This is a genomic window from Corynebacterium gallinarum, assembly GCF_014837045.1.
Classification (GTDB): domain Bacteria; phylum Actinomycetota; class Actinomycetes; order Mycobacteriales; family Mycobacteriaceae; genus Corynebacterium; species Corynebacterium gallinarum.
This window is the reverse complement of sequence record NZ_JACSPR010000002.1, coordinates 60,654-75,937: the sequence shown is the minus strand read 5'-3', so window position 1 is coordinate 75,937 and position 15,284 is coordinate 60,654. Positions and strand designations below refer to the sequence as shown.

Sequence of the window (15,284 nt, the reverse complement as noted above, 5' to 3'; positions counted from 1 at the left end):
GGGCAACACGCCGATATAGTGCTGGAATGGTGGGAATCCTCACGGGTCCCACCATATGTAGCACCCCCGCACGCCACCCCCGCCACACAGCTTCTGTGACTGATGTGACTGATGTGACGAGTGTGAAACACATCGATGTAAGTTTCATGGTTTTTTCCAATATCAGTTGACGGTTTAACATGAGCCCGTGTGTAATCAAGTGGTGTAACCGATCCCGGTGGGTCCGTCGGAAAATGCGACATGGGCCACTGGGATCAACGTGACGATCACCGTGACGATCAACGTGACCAGTTCGTGAAATGAGAGGGGGGCGAGGGCGTGGAGGATTCGGCAGGGCAGCCCGCATTGCACATTGCTCAGTCCCAGACTCGTTCCGCGCTGGAACTGACTCTGGATGAGCTGTTTGGCACCGTGGAACAGGAATGGCAGGATCAGGCGCTGTGTGCGCAGACAGACCCGGAGGCGTTCTTCCCGGAAAAGGGTGGTTCCACCCGTGAGGCCAAGCGGATCTGCCAGGCATGTCCGGTTCAGGATGAGTGCCTCGAATTCGCCCTCGCACATGATGAGCGCTTCGGTATCTGGGGTGGGCTCTCCGAACGCGAGCGCCGTCGCCTCAAACGCCAGATCGGCTAACACCTTCCCCATCGACCCCATCCACGTGACAGGGGTCGTTTTTTATTGTCTGTGGAGTCATGGGTCGGTCAGAACCGGGGGAGATGGCCTAAGATTGTCTGGTCCGGTCATATATAACGTCATCCAAGACACAGTGGAAAAGGCAGTCAGAGCAACCCTGGCCACGCCACTGAAGAACCTGTAGAAAGGTGGGCTCCTTCGTGACCCTCTCATCAAAAGCCAAGGGCCTCGTCGCCGCAATCATCGTCATCTGGTTGATTGTCATCGCGGGCCTCACGGTCTCCGCGGCGCTGACCAGGTCCGGTGACAATTCCACAGCACCCGAGGCGGGGGCCCTGGAGCTCAGTGTCGCCGGTGTGGAGGGGCTGGGCCTGAATGTCACCGCGGTCGCCCTGGCCGATATCTACGGTGAGGAGTACCCCGCGGCTGCGATCCTGTGCGGTGGCGAGACGGCCGAGAGTATTGCCGCAAACTACGGCATCGGTGAGACGGAACTTGCACCACTGGAGCTCGATGGGCAGGGTATCCCGACCGGCGTGAGCTATATCGCGCTCATGAAGGCCGACGGTAGCGTCGACTTCGACAAGATTGATTCCGCGAAGGTGGAGCTGTGCCTCCAGCCCCTGACTGGACTGTTCGACACCCGCTCCATGATCCCCCTGGCCAAGGTCGAGCCGGGACTGTGGGCGTTGTTCATCTAGTCAGTACTGGAACCCCGGGTCGATGTCGTGGGGTTCCACGTTGAGGTAGTTCGCCACCAGTGAGGTCAGGACGTGGGTCAGGAGCTCATGGCGTTCCGCCTTGTTGGTCACCCGCTGTTCGATCGGCATCCTGAAGATGACGATCCGGGCGCGCGTCGGGTTGCCCTGCGGATCGATGGCAGGGGGGATCACCCGTCCCAGGGGAACCGGCCCGTCCGCGGTGATCTCATCCGGGAGGATGGTCATGTCCGCGCTCAGGCGCATGCGCGGGACGGTGTCCACCGCGACATCGAGATTGAGCAACTCTTTGCGGTACGCGGCGTAGAGCGGGCCGTAGGCCTCCAGCACGGCGCGGTCGAATGCTTTACGACGAGAGGCATAGCGTGGCACCGCCGTCGGCAGGAGCGGTCCCCGCAATCCCCGGCCGTGCCTGTCGCGGAAGGTTCTCGAATGCATGAGTGTTGATTCTAAACGCCGTGAGCAGCATAAAGGGGTCGGCGCGCCGGTGGGGAGGACGCGCGGGGGAGGGGTATGACTATTCAAACCTCAACCAAGGGTCTAGACTTTGTCAGCGTGAGTCAGTTCCGTCGATGTTCCCGCCCCGGTTGCGGCAAGCCCGCCGTGGCCACCCTCACCTATGCGTATTCGGAGTCCACCGCCGTGGTGGGTCCGCTCGCCCCGGCCGCCGAGCCGCACAGCTGGGATCTGTGTGAGCACCACGCCGAGCGCATCACCGCGCCACTCGGCTGGGAGATGTTGCGCGTCAATGACATCTTCCCGGAGGATGATGAGGATCTCACGGCCCTGGCTGAGGCCGTCCGTGAGGCCGGCCGCAATGCCAGCGGCCTGGTCAGCTCCGAGGAGGAGGTGGGGGAGAACCATCCCGTCAACCGCTCCGCCAAGCGTGCGGAATACCGGGCGCACCGACGTGGTCACCTCTACGTCGTTCCCGACCCGGAGGACACCTAGTCTCCAGTAGTCAGGCCTGGCTGCATGGCGCCCACCCCACCCCTGGGGTGGGCGCCTTCTGCCATCCCGCGAACCGCACCGCCCGGTGGGGCGGTGGGCAGGGGAGACGGTGGGTGTCGACAAGCGGTGTCGGTGGCAATGGCTGGGTGGAGTAGTATTACCGGAACCTATTGCTCTTTCTATCTGGTGAGGTTGTATGCGTACCCGTGAATCTGTAACGGCTGTCATCAAGGCGTATGACGTTCGAGGCGTCATCGGCGTTGATCTGGACGCCGAATTCATCCGCGAGACAGGCGCCGCGTTCGCCCGCCTGGTCAGGGATGAGGGGGAGACCACCGTGGCCATCGGCCATGACATGCGCGAAAGCTCCCCGGAACTGGCCCGGGCGTTTGCCGACGGGGTCACCGCCCAGGGCCTGGATGTCATCCACATCGGCCTGGCCTCCACCGATGAGCTCTACTTCGCCTCCGGCACCCTGAACTGCGCCGGCGCGATGTTCACCGCCTCCCACAACCCGGCCGAGTACAACGGCATCAAACTCTGCCGCCGGGGCGCACGCCCGGTCGGGCAGGAAACGGGCCTGGCCACCATCATCGACGACCTGGTTGAGGGTGTACCCGCCTTTGATGGTGCACCCGGTGAGGTCACCGAACGCGACCTGCTGGGCGCGTATGCCGAGTACCTCAACACTCTGGTTGATCTGCGTGGGATCCGCCCGCTGACGGTTGCGGTTGATGCCGCCAATGGCATGGGTGGTTTCACCGTGCCGGAGGTCTTTGCCGGTCTGCCGCTGGAGATCAAGCCCCTGTACTTCGAGCTCGATGGGTCCTTCCCCAACCATGAGGCAAATCCCCTGGAGCCGGCGAACCTGGTTGATCTGCAGAAGTTCGTGGTGGAGACCGGGGCGGATATCGGCCTGGCCTTCGACGGGGATGCTGATCGTTGTTTCGTCATCGATGAAAACGGTGATCCGGTCAGTCCGTCGGCGATCTGTGCGATCATCGCGGAGCGTTACCTGCAGGAGCGCCCCGGTGCCACGATCATCCACAACCTGATCACCTCGAAGTCGGTGCCGGAGATCATCGCCGAGAACGGTGGTTCCGCGGTGCGCACCCGGGTGGGGCACTCCTTCATCAAGAATGAGATGGCCAACCATGGTGCGGTGTTCGGTGGTGAGCATTCCGCGCACTACTACTTCACCGAGTTCTTCAATGCTGATTCCGGGATCCTGGCGGCGATGCATGTCCTGGCGGCGCTGGGTGGGCAGGAGAAGCCGTTGAGTGAGATGATGGCCCGGTACAACCGTTATGCGGCCTCCGGTGAGCTGAACTCCCGTCTGGCCAATGCCGAGGCGCAGCAGGAGCGCACGAATGCGGTGCTCGATGCGTTTGCCGATCGCACCGAGAGCGTGGATCGTCTCGATGGTGTGACGGTGGAGCTGACGGGGACCCCGGCCTGGTTCAATGTCCGTGCGTCGAACACCGAGCCGCTGCTGCGTCTGAATGTTGAAGCCCCCTCCCAGGCCGAGGTTGATGCTCTGGTGGAGGAGATCCTCGGCATCATCCGCGCATGAGGATGACACCTATTAATAAGGTATAGCAGGAGAACTTCCCGCCCCAACGGGACCCGCATCCACCACGGGATGATCAAAGTCTTTATCCTTGAATGAACGAGGAGAGGAAATTGATTCCCTGTGGTGGATTCCTTTTATGACGGTTCTTCCTACGACCAGGAGACCGTCCGCTTTTATGATGTCGCCTACGAAGGCGCACAGGTTCGGCTGATCGGCAGCGCCGTCGCCTCTGGTGCCCTGGCCTCCCTGGAGGGGGTGACCCCGCGGAGCGTGGTGGTGCTCACCCAGGGGCAGCTCAACCAGACGTGTGCCCGGATGGTGGAGGCGCTGCGGGCGCCCCTGCGCCAGCCCTATGTGGTCACCTCCGCCCTCCCCGGTTATATTGGGGCGCTCGACATGGTCATCGTCATCACTGACAACGGTGGGGATGAGGAGGCTCTGCGGGCGCTGATCACCTCGACCCAGCGTGGAGCCGTCACCGTCCTGGTGGGGCCGCTTGACGGCCCCCTGATCGAGGAGGCACCCAGGGACACCATCATCTTTCCCACCCTGCCCACCGCGACCTCCGCGTCGCCGGCGCGCACCATCGCCTCCATCAGCGCGGTTCTCGATCTGCTGGAGGAGGATCCCCGGATCATCTCCGACCGTCTCGACCATGTGGCGGATTCGATCGACGAGGAGATTGAGTCCCTGTCGCCGGAACGTGACGAACTAGTCAATGAGGGCAGGAAGTTGAGGTTGGCCGCAGAAGGTCACCGCATCGTCCATACCGGGCGCACCGAGTGGGGCAATGCGATTGCCAATGTCGTGGCGGCTTTATGGAACAAACGCGGTCTGGTCTGTGGTGTTCTCGACGGGGCCGAACTCTACGAATCCCTGTCCCAGCTCCGTGGGCCGGAGGCGGACGTATTCTATGACCCATTCCTGGATGGGGATGCCCGGATGGTACCGTTTAGGGCTGTTGTCTGGGCGGAAGAAGAGCCCGGAATCCCCGATGCCGTGGCGCAGTACTGTGACTTCAACGGCCGGGGTCCACTCGCCTCGACGTTGCGACTGATCGTGAGGGGGCAGTCAGCAACTGTCTACACCGTAGAAGAAAGGGATGTGTAAATGGAGCTTTTGGAGGGCACCCTGCGCGCCTACCCGTGGGGCTCACGCACCCTGATTCCTGAGATGCGCGGCCAGGAGGTGCCATCCGGTCGCCCCGAGGCGGAGGTCTGGTTCGGTGCACATCCAGGTGCGCCGTCGACGATCAACGGCACCGCCCTCAACCAGCTCATCGCCGAGAACCCGGTGGGGATGCTGGGGGAGCGGGTGGCCCGCGACTTCGACGGTCAGCTTCCGTTCCTGCTGAAGATCCTCGCTGCCGGCGCACCCTTATCGCTGCAGGCACATCCCTCCCTCGAACAGGCCCGTGAAGGGTTCGAGCGCGAGAATGAGGCCGGAATCGAATTCAACGCACCCAACCGCAATTACCGGGATGCCAACCACAAGCCCGAACTGATCGTCGCCCTCACCGATTTCATCGCCATGGCAGGTTTCCGTCCCCTGGCACGCACCCTCGAGATCTTCGACGCCATCGAGTGCCATGAGCTGGACCACTACCGCAGCATGATCGCTGTGGAGGCGGAGGAGGAGAGCCTGCGCGCACTGTTCACCACCTGGATCACCATCCCGATGACCAAGCGGCATGAACTCATCAATGCGATCATCGCCTCCGCCCACACCTATCTCGAGCAGGGCGGGCAGGAGTGGATCCGGTTCGTGCTCTCCCACGTCGTTGAGCTCCATGACCGGTACCCCGGTGATGTCGGTGTGCTCGGTGCGCTGCTGTTGAACTTCTACCAGCTCAAGCCCGGTGAGGGCATCTACCTTGATGCCGGCAACCTGCACGCCTATATCTACGGTCTGGGCGTGGAGATCATGGCCAACTCCGATAATGTCCTGCGCGGTGGCCTGACCTCGAAGTACGTGGATGTGCCGGAACTCGTCCGGGTGCTCGACTTCAAATCCCTTGACAATGCCGTGGTGGATTGTGTCACCGAGGGAAACATCCATCACTATCCGGTTCCCGTCAGTGAGTTCACCCTGGACCGGGTGCGGGTGGCCGGAGCCCACGACGTAGAACACGACGGACCCATGATCATCCTGTGCACGGAGTCCGCCGGTGGCCCCGTCATCCTGGACCATGAGGGCCAGCGGATTGAACTCACCCCGGGCTATGCCGTGTGGGTTCCGGCCTCAGACGGTGTTATCGGAATAACCGCCGATGATGCAGAGGTGTTCATCGCGACCGTCTGACACCCTCTGTCACCACCCGGCGCCGCCCGGCACCGCCTGATACCGACGATGTCCGACAACACGAATGAGGCCCATGGTCACTCCACGATGGTGGGGTGCCCATGGGCCTCATTCGTTGTGCCGTGCGGTGCGGCTATCCGACGGGGGTCTCGGGGTTCAACGGGACCGTCGGTTCATCCTGGAATTCGGTGGGGGTGGGGGACTCCACCGGAGGGTCAACCGTATCTGTCGCGGTGGCGGTCGGTATGACCGTTTCCGTGTCTGTCGGCGTGTCCGTTTCCGTCGGTGCAGGAGGAAGGACCGTGGGTGTGGTGACGTCCTCGGATTCCTCCGTGGTGGTCGTGGGTGCCGGGGATGGCTGGGTCGGCGCGACCGGATCACGGGGAGGTGACGGGGGAGTCGGGGGTTCCGGGGTGCGGGTCATGGGTTCCGGGGCCTCCGGAGTGGTCGGAGGTGTGGCGCCACTAGTGGGGACGACACTGGTGGCACCTGAGGCGGTGCCGGTGGGTGGTGCAACCACACGCGTTGTTGCGCGGGTCGGTGACCCCGGCCCGGTTACGGAGGTGATCACCTGGTCCTGTGCGGACAGTGCGAGGCCGGGAGATACGGGCTCCCCACGGCTGCGGGAAGGAACATAGGCGTTCGGGGGCAGGTAGGGATCCTCGGTGTCAACGGCTGCGAGGTTCTGTTTGGCGGGCTCGGTGTCACCCTCTGAAAAGTCCTCTTCACCTGGCTCTTCGTAAAGGGCCGGGGTTGAGGTAGTCGTGGTGGTGGTGTGCATGGCAATATCGAGGGTGGGTCGGCTGGGGCTGGATGCCTGCCAGACGACAAAACCGAGTGCAACAGCTCCAATGCATCCAACGACGATGAAGGTGAGAGCCATCAGCCGCTCATTTTTCATCGTCGGACCTCCGGTGGCAAGAATGTGGACGGGTATAATGTAACAAGTTAATAACGACCGTATCACGTTCCTTCTTCAATATACGGATGGAAGGACGTAAATCACCGGGGCGGACCACAAAAGCAGTGCTAGTGGGCTGAAAGTAATAATCGCAAAAAGTTTATAAAAGTTACAGAAATGACTGAAAGGTTGTTAGCAATGGGTGCATGGGACGATTCCATCCTCAAGGAGGAGATCAACGTCGACTTCCTCGACGAGATCGCCGAATTGGATAACGACGACATCCTCGAGGCCCTCGAGGATGCCTGTCTCCTGGTGATCAACCAGGACAACGCCACCGAGGAGGAGCATCTCAACGGTCAGGCAGCCGCCACCATCGCCGCCATTCTCGCGGGGGCCCCGTTTTCCGCCGGTGAAGTGGTGGAGAACTACCCATTCATCCGCCAGCTCATGGGGGAGGGCTCGGAGAGTCTGCGTGTGGCTGCAGCCCGGGTCCTGGAGGAGTCTGAGGTTGACTACGACCTCGAGGCCTACCTGGAAGCACTCAACTAATCCCCCACTGATCGTCACCGCCGCCCCCGGGGCGCACCGGGGATTCCACCTGCGTTGAGTAGAGTGGACAATGGTTTTACCGATTCATTTTCACAATTCTTATAAGGAGAGTGCCAGAACATGGCAAAGGTCACGGACTTCAAGGTCGCGGATCTGTCCCTCGCTGAGGCCGGTCGCCACCAGATCCGTCTCGCGGAATACGAGATGCCAGGTCTGATGCAGCTGCGCACCGAATATGCGGACGAGCAGCCGCTGAAGGGTGCCCGCATCGCGGGGTCCATCCACATGACGGTGCAGACCGCGGTCCTGATCGAGACCCTGACCGCTCTCGGTGCCGAGGTCCGCTGGGCCTCCTGCAACATCTTCTCCACCCAGGACGAGGCGGCTGCCGCCATCGTCGTGGGTAAGGGCACCCCGGAGGACCCGCAGGGTGTTCCGGTGTTCGCCTGGAAGGGTGAGACCCTGGATGAGTACTGGTGGTGCATCAACCAGATCTTCAGCTGGGAGGGTGACCTGCCGAACATGATCCTCGACGACGGAGGCGACGCCACCATGGCCGTCATCCGTGGACGCGAATATGAGAAGGCCGGTCTCGTGCCCCAGCCGGAGGACAATGACTCCGATGAGCACATCGCCTTCCTGGGCATGCTCCGCGAGGTGCTCGCGGCGGAGCCGGACAAGTGGACCCGCCTCGCGGACTCCATCAAGGGTGTCACCGAGGAGACCACCACCGGTGTCCACCGTCTGTACCACTTCGCCGAGGAGGGCGTTCTGCCCTTCCCCGCGATGAACGTCAATGATGCGGTGACCAAGTCTAAGTTCGACAACAAGTACGGCACCCGCCACTCCCTGATCGACGGCATCAACCGCGCCACCGACATGCTCATGGGTGGTAAGAACGTGCTGGTCTGCGGTTACGGCGATGTGGGCAAGGGCTGCGCCGAGGCCTTCGACGGCCAGGGCGCGCGCGTCCGGGTCACCGAGGCGGATCCGATCAACGCCCTCCAGGCACTGATGGACGGCTACTCCGTGGTCACCGTCGATGAGGCGATTGCCGACGCGGACATCGTCATCACCGCCACCGGCAACAAGGACATCATCTCCTATGAGCAGATGCTCCAGATGAAGGATCACGCGCTGCTGGGCAACATCGGTCACTTCGACAATGAGATCGACATGCACTCCCTGCTGCACCGCGATGATGTCATCCGCACCACCATCAAGCCACAGGTGGATGAGTTCACCTTCCCCAACGGCAAGTCCATCATCGTGCTGTCCGAGGGACGCCTGCTCAACCTGGGCAACGCCACCGGGCACCCCAGCTTCGTCATGTCCACCTCCTTCGCGGACCAGACCATCGCCCAGATCGAGCTGTTCCAGAACGAGGGACAGTACGGGAACCAGGTCTACCGTCTGCCCAAGATCCTCGATGAGAAGGTCGCGCGCATTCACGTGGAGGCCCTCGGCGGTAACCTCACCGAGCTGAGCAAGGAACAGGCCGAGTACATCGGTGTGGACGTGGCCGGCCCGTTCAAGCCGGAGCACTACCGCTACTGATGATCATCAGTATTGAAGGGATCGACGGCGCGGGGAAGAACACGCTGGTCCGCGCGTTGACCGAGCGTATCGACGCCCGCGTCCTCTCCTTCCCGCGCTATGACACCTCGATCCACGCCCAGTTGGCGGCCGAGGCCCTCCACGGGCGGATGGGGGATCTCACCGACAGCGCCCACGCCATGGCGACCCTGTTCGCCCTTGACCGGCATGATGCGCTCGATGAGCTCACCGGCCCGGGTCTGCTGTTGCTCGACCGGTACGTCGCGTCCAACGCCGCCTACACCGCGGCGCGCCTGCGTGACGACGCCGCGACCACCTGGGTGGCTGAGCTGGAGTTCGGCCGTCTCGGGTTACCCCGTCCCGTCCTGCAGGTCCTGCTGGACACCCCCGCCGAGCTGGCGCAGGAGCGGGCGAGGCGTCGAGAAGCATCGGACGGGTCCCGCACGCGGGACCGCTACGAGACGGACTCCGGGCTCCAGGAGCGCACCGCTGAGCAGTACCGCCGCCTGGCGGCGCAGGAATGGCAATCCCCGTGGATCGTGGCTGCCCCCGATGAGGATCCCGGCCACGTTGCCGCCAGGATCGTGACCTTTCTAGGTAACATGAGATAATTCGTCTAGCTGGAAGGTGTGTCATGCCGCAGAAAATTCTCGTCGTCGATGATGATCCCGCGATCTCTGAGATGCTCACCATTGTGCTGAGCGCCGAGGGGTTCGATACCGTCGCCGTCACCGATGGTGCACTCGCCGTGGAGACCGCCGAGCGGGAACAGCCCGATCTCATCCTCCTCGATCTGATGCTTCCCGGCATGAACGGCATCGACATCTGCAGGGCCATCCGTCAGGATTCCGCTGTCCCGATCATCATGCTCACGGCCAAGACCGACACGGTCGATGTGGTGCTCGGACTGGAATCCGGTGCTGATGACTATGTGAACAAGCCCTTCAAGGCGAAGGAGCTCGTCGCACGCATCCGTGCACGCCTGCGCCGCACCGATGATGAGCCCGCCGAGACCCTCGAGGTCGGTGATCTGACCATCGACGTGCCCGGGCACACCGTCAAGCGTGGTGATGAGGAGATCTCCCTCACCCCGCTGGAGTTTGATCTGCTGCTGGAACTGGCGCGTAAACCGCAGCAGGTATTCACCCGGGAGGAACTCCTCGGTAAGGTGTGGGGCTACCGACATGCCTCCGACACCCGTCTGGTCAATGTCCACGTGCAGCGTCTGCGCGCCAAGATTGAGAAGGATCCGGAGAACCCGCAGATCGTTCTCACGGTTCGTGGTGTCGGATACAAGACCGGTCATGCCGAATAACGCACACCACAGATAGAAGGGGCGGTTTCCCATCCTCACGTGGCTCAGACGACTTCGTCACCGCGTCGTCGACAAGTGGCGCACCTCCCTGCAGGTCCGTGTCGTCGGTTCGATCTTCACCGCCTCCGCGGTGGTGATGATCCTGCTGGGGCTCGGGATGCTCACCGTGTTCACCCAGCGGCTGGTCGACCAGAAGATTGACATCGCCAACTCCGAGATCGACCGTGCCCGCATCGTCGTGGAGGAGCAGATCGCCGCATCCAGCACCTCCAGCTCGGTGCAGCTGCGGCTCAACTCCGCCCGAGCGGCCCTGGCCAGCCTCGGCAGCTCGGGCAGCGGTGCCGATGTCACCGCGGCCTATGAACCCGTGATCCTCGTGGACGGCGCCGATGTGATCGTCTCACCGGAGGGCTACCGGATCCCGGACCGGCTCAGATACTACGTGTCCGAGAACCAGGTGTCCTACCAGTTCACCTCCATCGACCAGGGTGACGGTGCCGCCTACAACGCCTTGATCATCGGCACCCCCACGGAGAGTGACATCCCGGGACTCCAGGTCTACCTGGTGTTCTCGATGGAAAACGATGAGGCCTCCCTCGCACTGATGCGCGGACTGCTTGCTGCTGCGCTCGTGGTGGTGGTGGTGTTGCTCGTCGGTATCGCCTGGTTGGCCACCCAGCAGGTCACCGCCCCCGTCCGGTCCGCCAGCCGCATCGCCGAGCGGTTCTCGCAGGGCAAACTGCGTGAACGCATGGTCGTCGACGGTGAGGACGAGATGGCCCGACTGGCCATGAGCTTCAACGCCATGGCGGAATCGCTGTCCGCCCAGATCAAGCAGCTGGAGGAGTACGGCAATCTCCAGCGCCAGTTCACCTCGGATGTCTCACACGAGCTGCGTACTCCGCTGACCACCGTGCGCATGGCCGCGGATCTCATTGCCGATAATCAGGATGAGCTCTCCCCGGTGGCCCGCCGTGCCAGTGAACTGATGGTGCGTGAACTCGACCGGTTTGAAGCCCTCCTCAATGATCTGCTGGAGATCTCCCGGCATGATGCCGGTGTAGCGGATCTGTCCACCACCCGGCATGATGCGCGCAGCGCGGTGACCTCCGCCCTGCAGCAGGTGGCGGTGCTCGCCGATGACCTCGGCGTGGAGATCAAGGTCGACATGCCGGAGGAACAGGTCATGATCGAGGGGGATTCCCGCCGTATTGAACGCATCGTGCGCAATCTCCTGGCCAACGCCATCGACCACGCCCGCGGCAGACCGGTGGAGGTCACCCTCAAGGCGAATGACGAGGCTGTGGCCATCACTGTCCTCGACCACGGTGTCGGGTTGAAATCGGGGCAGGAGGAGCTGGTGTTCAACCGTTTCTGGCGGGCTGATCCATCACGCGTGCGCCATTCAGGGGGAACCGGTCTGGGACTGGCGATCGCCCGGGAGGACGCCGTCCTACACGGCGGCACCCTGGATGCCGCGGGCAACCTCGATGTCGGATCCATGTTCCGGCTCGTGATCCCCCGCGAACCCCACCTGGGATACCGCACCGCCCCGATCGAGCTCGCCGCCCCGTCACAGCCCTGGGAGGTGGAGGTGTGAGAAGGATGAAGACACTGACCGCGGCCATGACCGCCGCCCTCCTGGTGAGCGGTTGTTCCACCCTGCCGAGCGACACCGATCCGCAGGTCCTCCGCTCCTTCAATGCCGATGACCCCTCCGCGGAGGTGGCCGGTCCCACCCCGGGCGCGGACCCCGATATCCTGCTGCGTGGTTTCTTCCGTGCAGCTGCCTTCCCCGCGCAGCAGTACCAGGCGTCGAGGGCATATCTCACCGAGGACGCGAACCAGGACTGGGATCCCACGGCCACCACCCTCGTGGTCGACCGCATTGACCTGAACACGCAGGCGGGGGCCACGGAGGATGAACGGCGCATCGTCATCCGTGGCACCCAGGTGGGCACCCTCGGCAACGGTGGTGTGTACCGGCCCGAGAATTCCGATCTCACGGCCGAGATCGTCATGAAGCGGGTGGGCAACGAATGGCGCATTGATGATCTGCCCGACGGGGTGGTGTTGGAACGCACCGAGATGCGTAACCACTACACACCCAAGAATGTCTACTTCTTCGATCCTTCCGGGCAGGTGCTGGTGGGGGACAGGCGGTGGATCCACAATGCGGTGCAGTCCCTGGACACCACCCTGATGTCCCTGCTTGTGTCGGGGCCGTCGCAGTACCTGGCACCCGGTGTGGTGCACCAGTTGCCCACGGGTGCCTCCTTCGTCGGGTTCTCCGACGGGGCCTATCAGTTCACCGGGCTCAGTTCGATGAATGAGGAGGAGCGCCTGAGTTTCGCCACCCAGGTGGTCTGGATGCTCGCCAACGCCGAGATCCCGGGCCCCTATTCCATCTTCGCGGATGGTGCGCCGCTGGTGGCTGATTTCCCGGTCCTGTCCATCGAGGATGTCGGGGAGTTCAACCCGGAGGCCTACACCAATGCGGTGTCCACGCTGTTCTCGCTGCGCGACGGGGTGGTCTCGCGCGTCAGTTCGGGGACCGTGACACCGTTGACCGGGTTCCTCGGCGCGGGGGACATCGATTCCGTGGCCATCTCCACCTCGGCGAATGTGGCCGCGGCGGTGCGTGGTGATGATTCCCCGCGGCTGTCGGTCGGTGCCCCGGAGGGGTCCTTCACCGATGTGCTCACCGCGGACACCATCACCCGGCCGACCTTCGAACACGCGGCCAATGCGCTGTGGGCTGTGGCCGACGGTGACACACCGGTGCGGGTGACCCGGTCCTCCACCACCCGGGAGCTGGTGCAGACCGAGGTGGAGATCACCCTCCCGGAGGGCGTGACCGGGGCGATCTCGGAATTCCAGTTGTCGCGTACCGGTGTGCGGGCGGCGATGATCATCGAGGGCCGGGTCTACATGGGTGTGGTCACCCGGCCGTCACCGGGGGAACGTGGGGTGACCAACATTGTGGAGGTCGCCCCGGTGCTGCGGGAGACCGCCCTGAGTCTGGCCTGGCGGCAGGACGGGTCGCTCCTGGTGGGCACGTCGATGCCCGAACTGCCGATCTGGCGCGTGGAGATCGACGGCTCCGGCGCCAGCGCCCTGCCGAGCGGCAACATCAGCGCCCCGGTGGTGTCCGTGGCCAGTTCCTCCTCCACGATCTACGCCACCGATGCGCACGCCCTGCTCCAGCTGCCGGCATCGGACAACACGATCTGGCGTGAGGTCCCCGGTTTGCTGGGTGTGCGTTCGGCCGCGGTGGTGGCCTACTGATGGAGCTGCTGCTCCCGGTGACCTGCGCAGGGTGCGGTGTGCCGGGGGCGGTGTTGTGCCCGAGGTGCGGTGCGGCGTGGCGGGCCACCCCGCAGCGGGTGTCGGTGGATGTGGATTTCCCGGTGTGGTCGTTGTCTCCGTACAACGGGCCCCACCGGGCGGTGCTCATCGCGATGAAGGAACGGGGACGGCGCGACGTGGTCGCGCATGTGGGGGCGGTGATCCGGGCGTCGATAAGCCATCTGGCGGCCCGCGGGGAGGTCGAACACGACATCACCCTGGTGCCGGCCCCCACCCGGGACCGTTCCCGACGCCGCCGTGGTGGCGACCCCGTCGAGCGGGTCTGTGCCGCAACGCGCTTGTCGACGCACCCCAGCCTCCGCATCCCGTCCCGCACGCCCGATTCCGTGGGGCTCGGCGCGGAGGAACGACGGCGCAGCATGCGGGTGGAACTGCTGCGCGTGCCACCGTCACCGGTGCTGCTCATCGATGATGTGGTCACCACGGGCGCCACGCTGCAGGCCTCCGCCAACAGCCTCAGAACAGCAGGTGTGCTGGTGAGAGGCGCTCTGACCTACTGTCACGCGTGAATCATGCATCAAACACGCATTAAAAGGGGACCCCGTTGGCACGTTGGTTATGACCAGACGTACTATGAGAGGTGAAGTTGATCCCGTCATCACCGTGGAAGTAATCCCACTCACACGCAAGTGATGGCCACTACTGGGAGGAGAAGTAGCGTGACTACACCTGCTGACACCAACGACACCTTGAGCCCTGACACCCAGGTGAGCATCACAGGACGAAACGTTGAGGTGCCTGAGCACTTCGCTGAGCGAGTGCACAAGAAGCTGGCAAAGATTGAGCGCCTCGATCCGACCTTGACCTTCTTCCACGTGGAACTCCAGCACGAGCCGAACCCACGCCGTGCGGATGAGAGTGACCGTATCCAGATCACCGCCACCGGCAAGGGCCACATCGCCCGCGCCGAGGCGAAGGAGGACAGCTTCTACGCTGCCCTGGAGACCGCCCTGGCCAAGATGGAGCGCTCCCTGCGCAAGGTCAAGGCACGCCGCAGCATCTCCCGTTCCGGACACCGTGCACCGCTGAGCACCGGTGAGCTCGGAGCACAGCTCGTCGCCGAGTCCCAGGAGGCCCGTGGGGCCGATGATCTGGGCAAGTACGATGTTGATCCGTACGCCGACAAGGTCGATGATGTGGTCCCAGGCCAGATCGTCCGCACCAAGGAGCACCCGGCCACCCCGATGAGCGTGGATGATGCACTGTCCGAGATGGAACTCGTCGGACACGATTTCTACCTCTTCGTCAACGAGGAGACCCAGCAGCCGTCGGTGGTCTACCGCCGTCACGCCTTCGATTACGGTCTGATTGCCCTGTCCGCAAGCGAAGATTCATAGGTAAAACCCCCTCAAGATCACAGCTACCCGTCACCCGCGAACCGTGGGTGGCGGGTACTGTGTTCGTAGGAACCGT

16 protein-coding genes are annotated in these 15,284 nt (G+C 63.3%); 14 read left to right on the top strand and 2 right to left on the bottom strand.

Annotated elements, in window-relative coordinates; genetic code table 11:
• Nucleotides 1-378: 378 nt before the first annotated feature.
• Both H9627_RS02915 and H9627_RS02910 read left to right on the top strand, forming a co-directional pair.
• Nucleotides 379-633, top strand: coding sequence for a WhiB family transcriptional regulator (locus H9627_RS02915; protein WP_173362592.1), 255 nt, complete (start codon nucleotides 379-381; stop codon nucleotides 631-633).
• A gap of 200 nt (nucleotides 634-833) precedes the next feature.
• Entirely contained in the window at nucleotides 834-1,334 is a 501-nt protein-coding gene (locus H9627_RS02910; RefSeq protein ID WP_318247750.1) for a hypothetical protein, read from the top strand.
• On the opposite strand, the gene H9627_RS02905 is transcribed toward H9627_RS02910, so the two are convergent.
• Nucleotides 1,335-1,790, bottom strand: coding sequence for a metallopeptidase family protein (locus H9627_RS02905; protein ID WP_191732542.1), 456 nt, complete (start codon nucleotides 1,788-1,790; stop codon nucleotides 1,335-1,337).
• Nucleotides 1,791-1,907: 117 nt separating this feature from the next.
• On the opposite strand from H9627_RS02905, the gene H9627_RS02900 reads away from it, so the two are divergent.
• The 4 genes from H9627_RS02900 to manA all read left to right on the top strand — a co-directional run bounded on the left by H9627_RS02900 (nucleotide 1,908) and on the right by manA (nucleotide 6,177).
• On the top strand, nucleotides 1,908-2,303 hold the full coding sequence (locus H9627_RS02900) for a DUF3499 domain-containing protein (protein WP_191732541.1): 396 nt from the start codon (nucleotides 1,908-1,910) through the stop codon (nucleotides 2,301-2,303).
• A gap of 196 nt (nucleotides 2,304-2,499) precedes the next feature.
• Complete coding sequence (locus H9627_RS02895) at nucleotides 2,500-3,876, top strand: phosphomannomutase/phosphoglucomutase (protein ID WP_191732540.1); 1,377 nt, start codon at nucleotides 2,500-2,502, stop codon at nucleotides 3,874-3,876.
• 120 nt (nucleotides 3,877-3,996) lie between these two features.
• A complete protein-coding gene (locus H9627_RS02890) occupies nucleotides 3,997-4,986 on the top strand; it encodes a hypothetical protein (RefSeq protein WP_191732539.1) in 990 nt (329 codons plus the stop codon).
• Nucleotides 4,987-6,177 (top strand): mannose-6-phosphate isomerase, class I, encoded by a 1,191-nt coding sequence (gene manA, locus H9627_RS02885; RefSeq protein WP_191732538.1) that lies wholly within the window; start codon nucleotides 4,987-4,989, stop codon nucleotides 6,175-6,177.
• Between the two features lie 133 nt (nucleotides 6,178-6,310).
• Here the strand turns inward: manA and H9627_RS02880 are convergent, their stop codons facing one another.
• On the bottom strand, nucleotides 6,311-7,060 hold the full coding sequence (locus tag H9627_RS02880) for a hypothetical protein (protein WP_191732537.1): 750 nt from the start codon (nucleotides 7,058-7,060) through the stop codon (nucleotides 6,311-6,313).
• Nucleotides 7,061-7,276: 216 nt separating this feature from the next.
• Between H9627_RS02880 and H9627_RS02875 the strand changes: the two genes are divergently transcribed.
• The 8 genes from H9627_RS02875 to hpf all read left to right on the top strand — a co-directional run bounded on the left by H9627_RS02875 (nucleotide 7,277) and on the right by hpf (nucleotide 15,208).
• A complete protein-coding gene (locus H9627_RS02875) occupies nucleotides 7,277-7,630 on the top strand; it encodes a hypothetical protein (RefSeq protein ID WP_191732536.1) in 354 nt (117 codons plus the stop codon).
• A gap of 120 nt (nucleotides 7,631-7,750) precedes the next feature.
• On the top strand, nucleotides 7,751-9,187 hold the full coding sequence (gene ahcY / locus H9627_RS02870) for an adenosylhomocysteinase (RefSeq protein ID WP_191732535.1): 1,437 nt from the start codon (nucleotides 7,751-7,753) through the stop codon (nucleotides 9,185-9,187).
• Complete coding sequence (locus H9627_RS02865) at nucleotides 9,187-9,798, top strand: dTMP kinase (protein WP_191732534.1); 612 nt, start codon at nucleotides 9,187-9,189, stop codon at nucleotides 9,796-9,798. The genes ahcY and H9627_RS02865 overlap by 1 nt, the downstream gene beginning before the upstream one ends.
• A gap of 23 nt (nucleotides 9,799-9,821) precedes the next feature.
• A complete protein-coding gene (mtrA, locus tag H9627_RS02860; RefSeq protein ID WP_191732533.1) occupies nucleotides 9,822-10,502 on the top strand; it encodes an MtrAB system response regulator MtrA in 681 nt (226 codons plus the stop codon).
• A gap of 136 nt (nucleotides 10,503-10,638) precedes the next feature.
• Nucleotides 10,639-12,102: an MtrAB system histidine kinase MtrB gene (gene mtrB / locus H9627_RS02855; protein WP_191732848.1), complete on the top strand. Its 1,464-nt coding sequence runs from the start codon at nucleotides 10,639-10,641 to the stop codon at nucleotides 12,100-12,102.
• Between the two features lie 5 nt (nucleotides 12,103-12,107).
• Nucleotides 12,108-13,790, top strand: a complete 1,683-nt coding sequence (gene lpqB / locus H9627_RS02850) for an MtrAB system accessory lipoprotein LpqB (RefSeq protein WP_191732532.1) — start codon at nucleotides 12,108-12,110, stop codon at nucleotides 13,788-13,790.
• On the top strand, nucleotides 13,790-14,380 hold the full coding sequence (locus H9627_RS02845) for a ComF family protein (protein ID WP_191732531.1): 591 nt from the start codon (nucleotides 13,790-13,792) through the stop codon (nucleotides 14,378-14,380). Before lpqB ends, H9627_RS02845 begins: the two co-directional genes overlap by 1 nt.
• Before the next feature lie 150 nt (nucleotides 14,381-14,530).
• Nucleotides 14,531-15,208 (top strand): ribosome hibernation-promoting factor, HPF/YfiA family, encoded by a 678-nt coding sequence (hpf, locus tag H9627_RS02840; protein WP_191732530.1) that lies wholly within the window; start codon nucleotides 14,531-14,533, stop codon nucleotides 15,206-15,208.
• Nucleotides 15,209-15,284 lie beyond the last annotated feature (76 nt).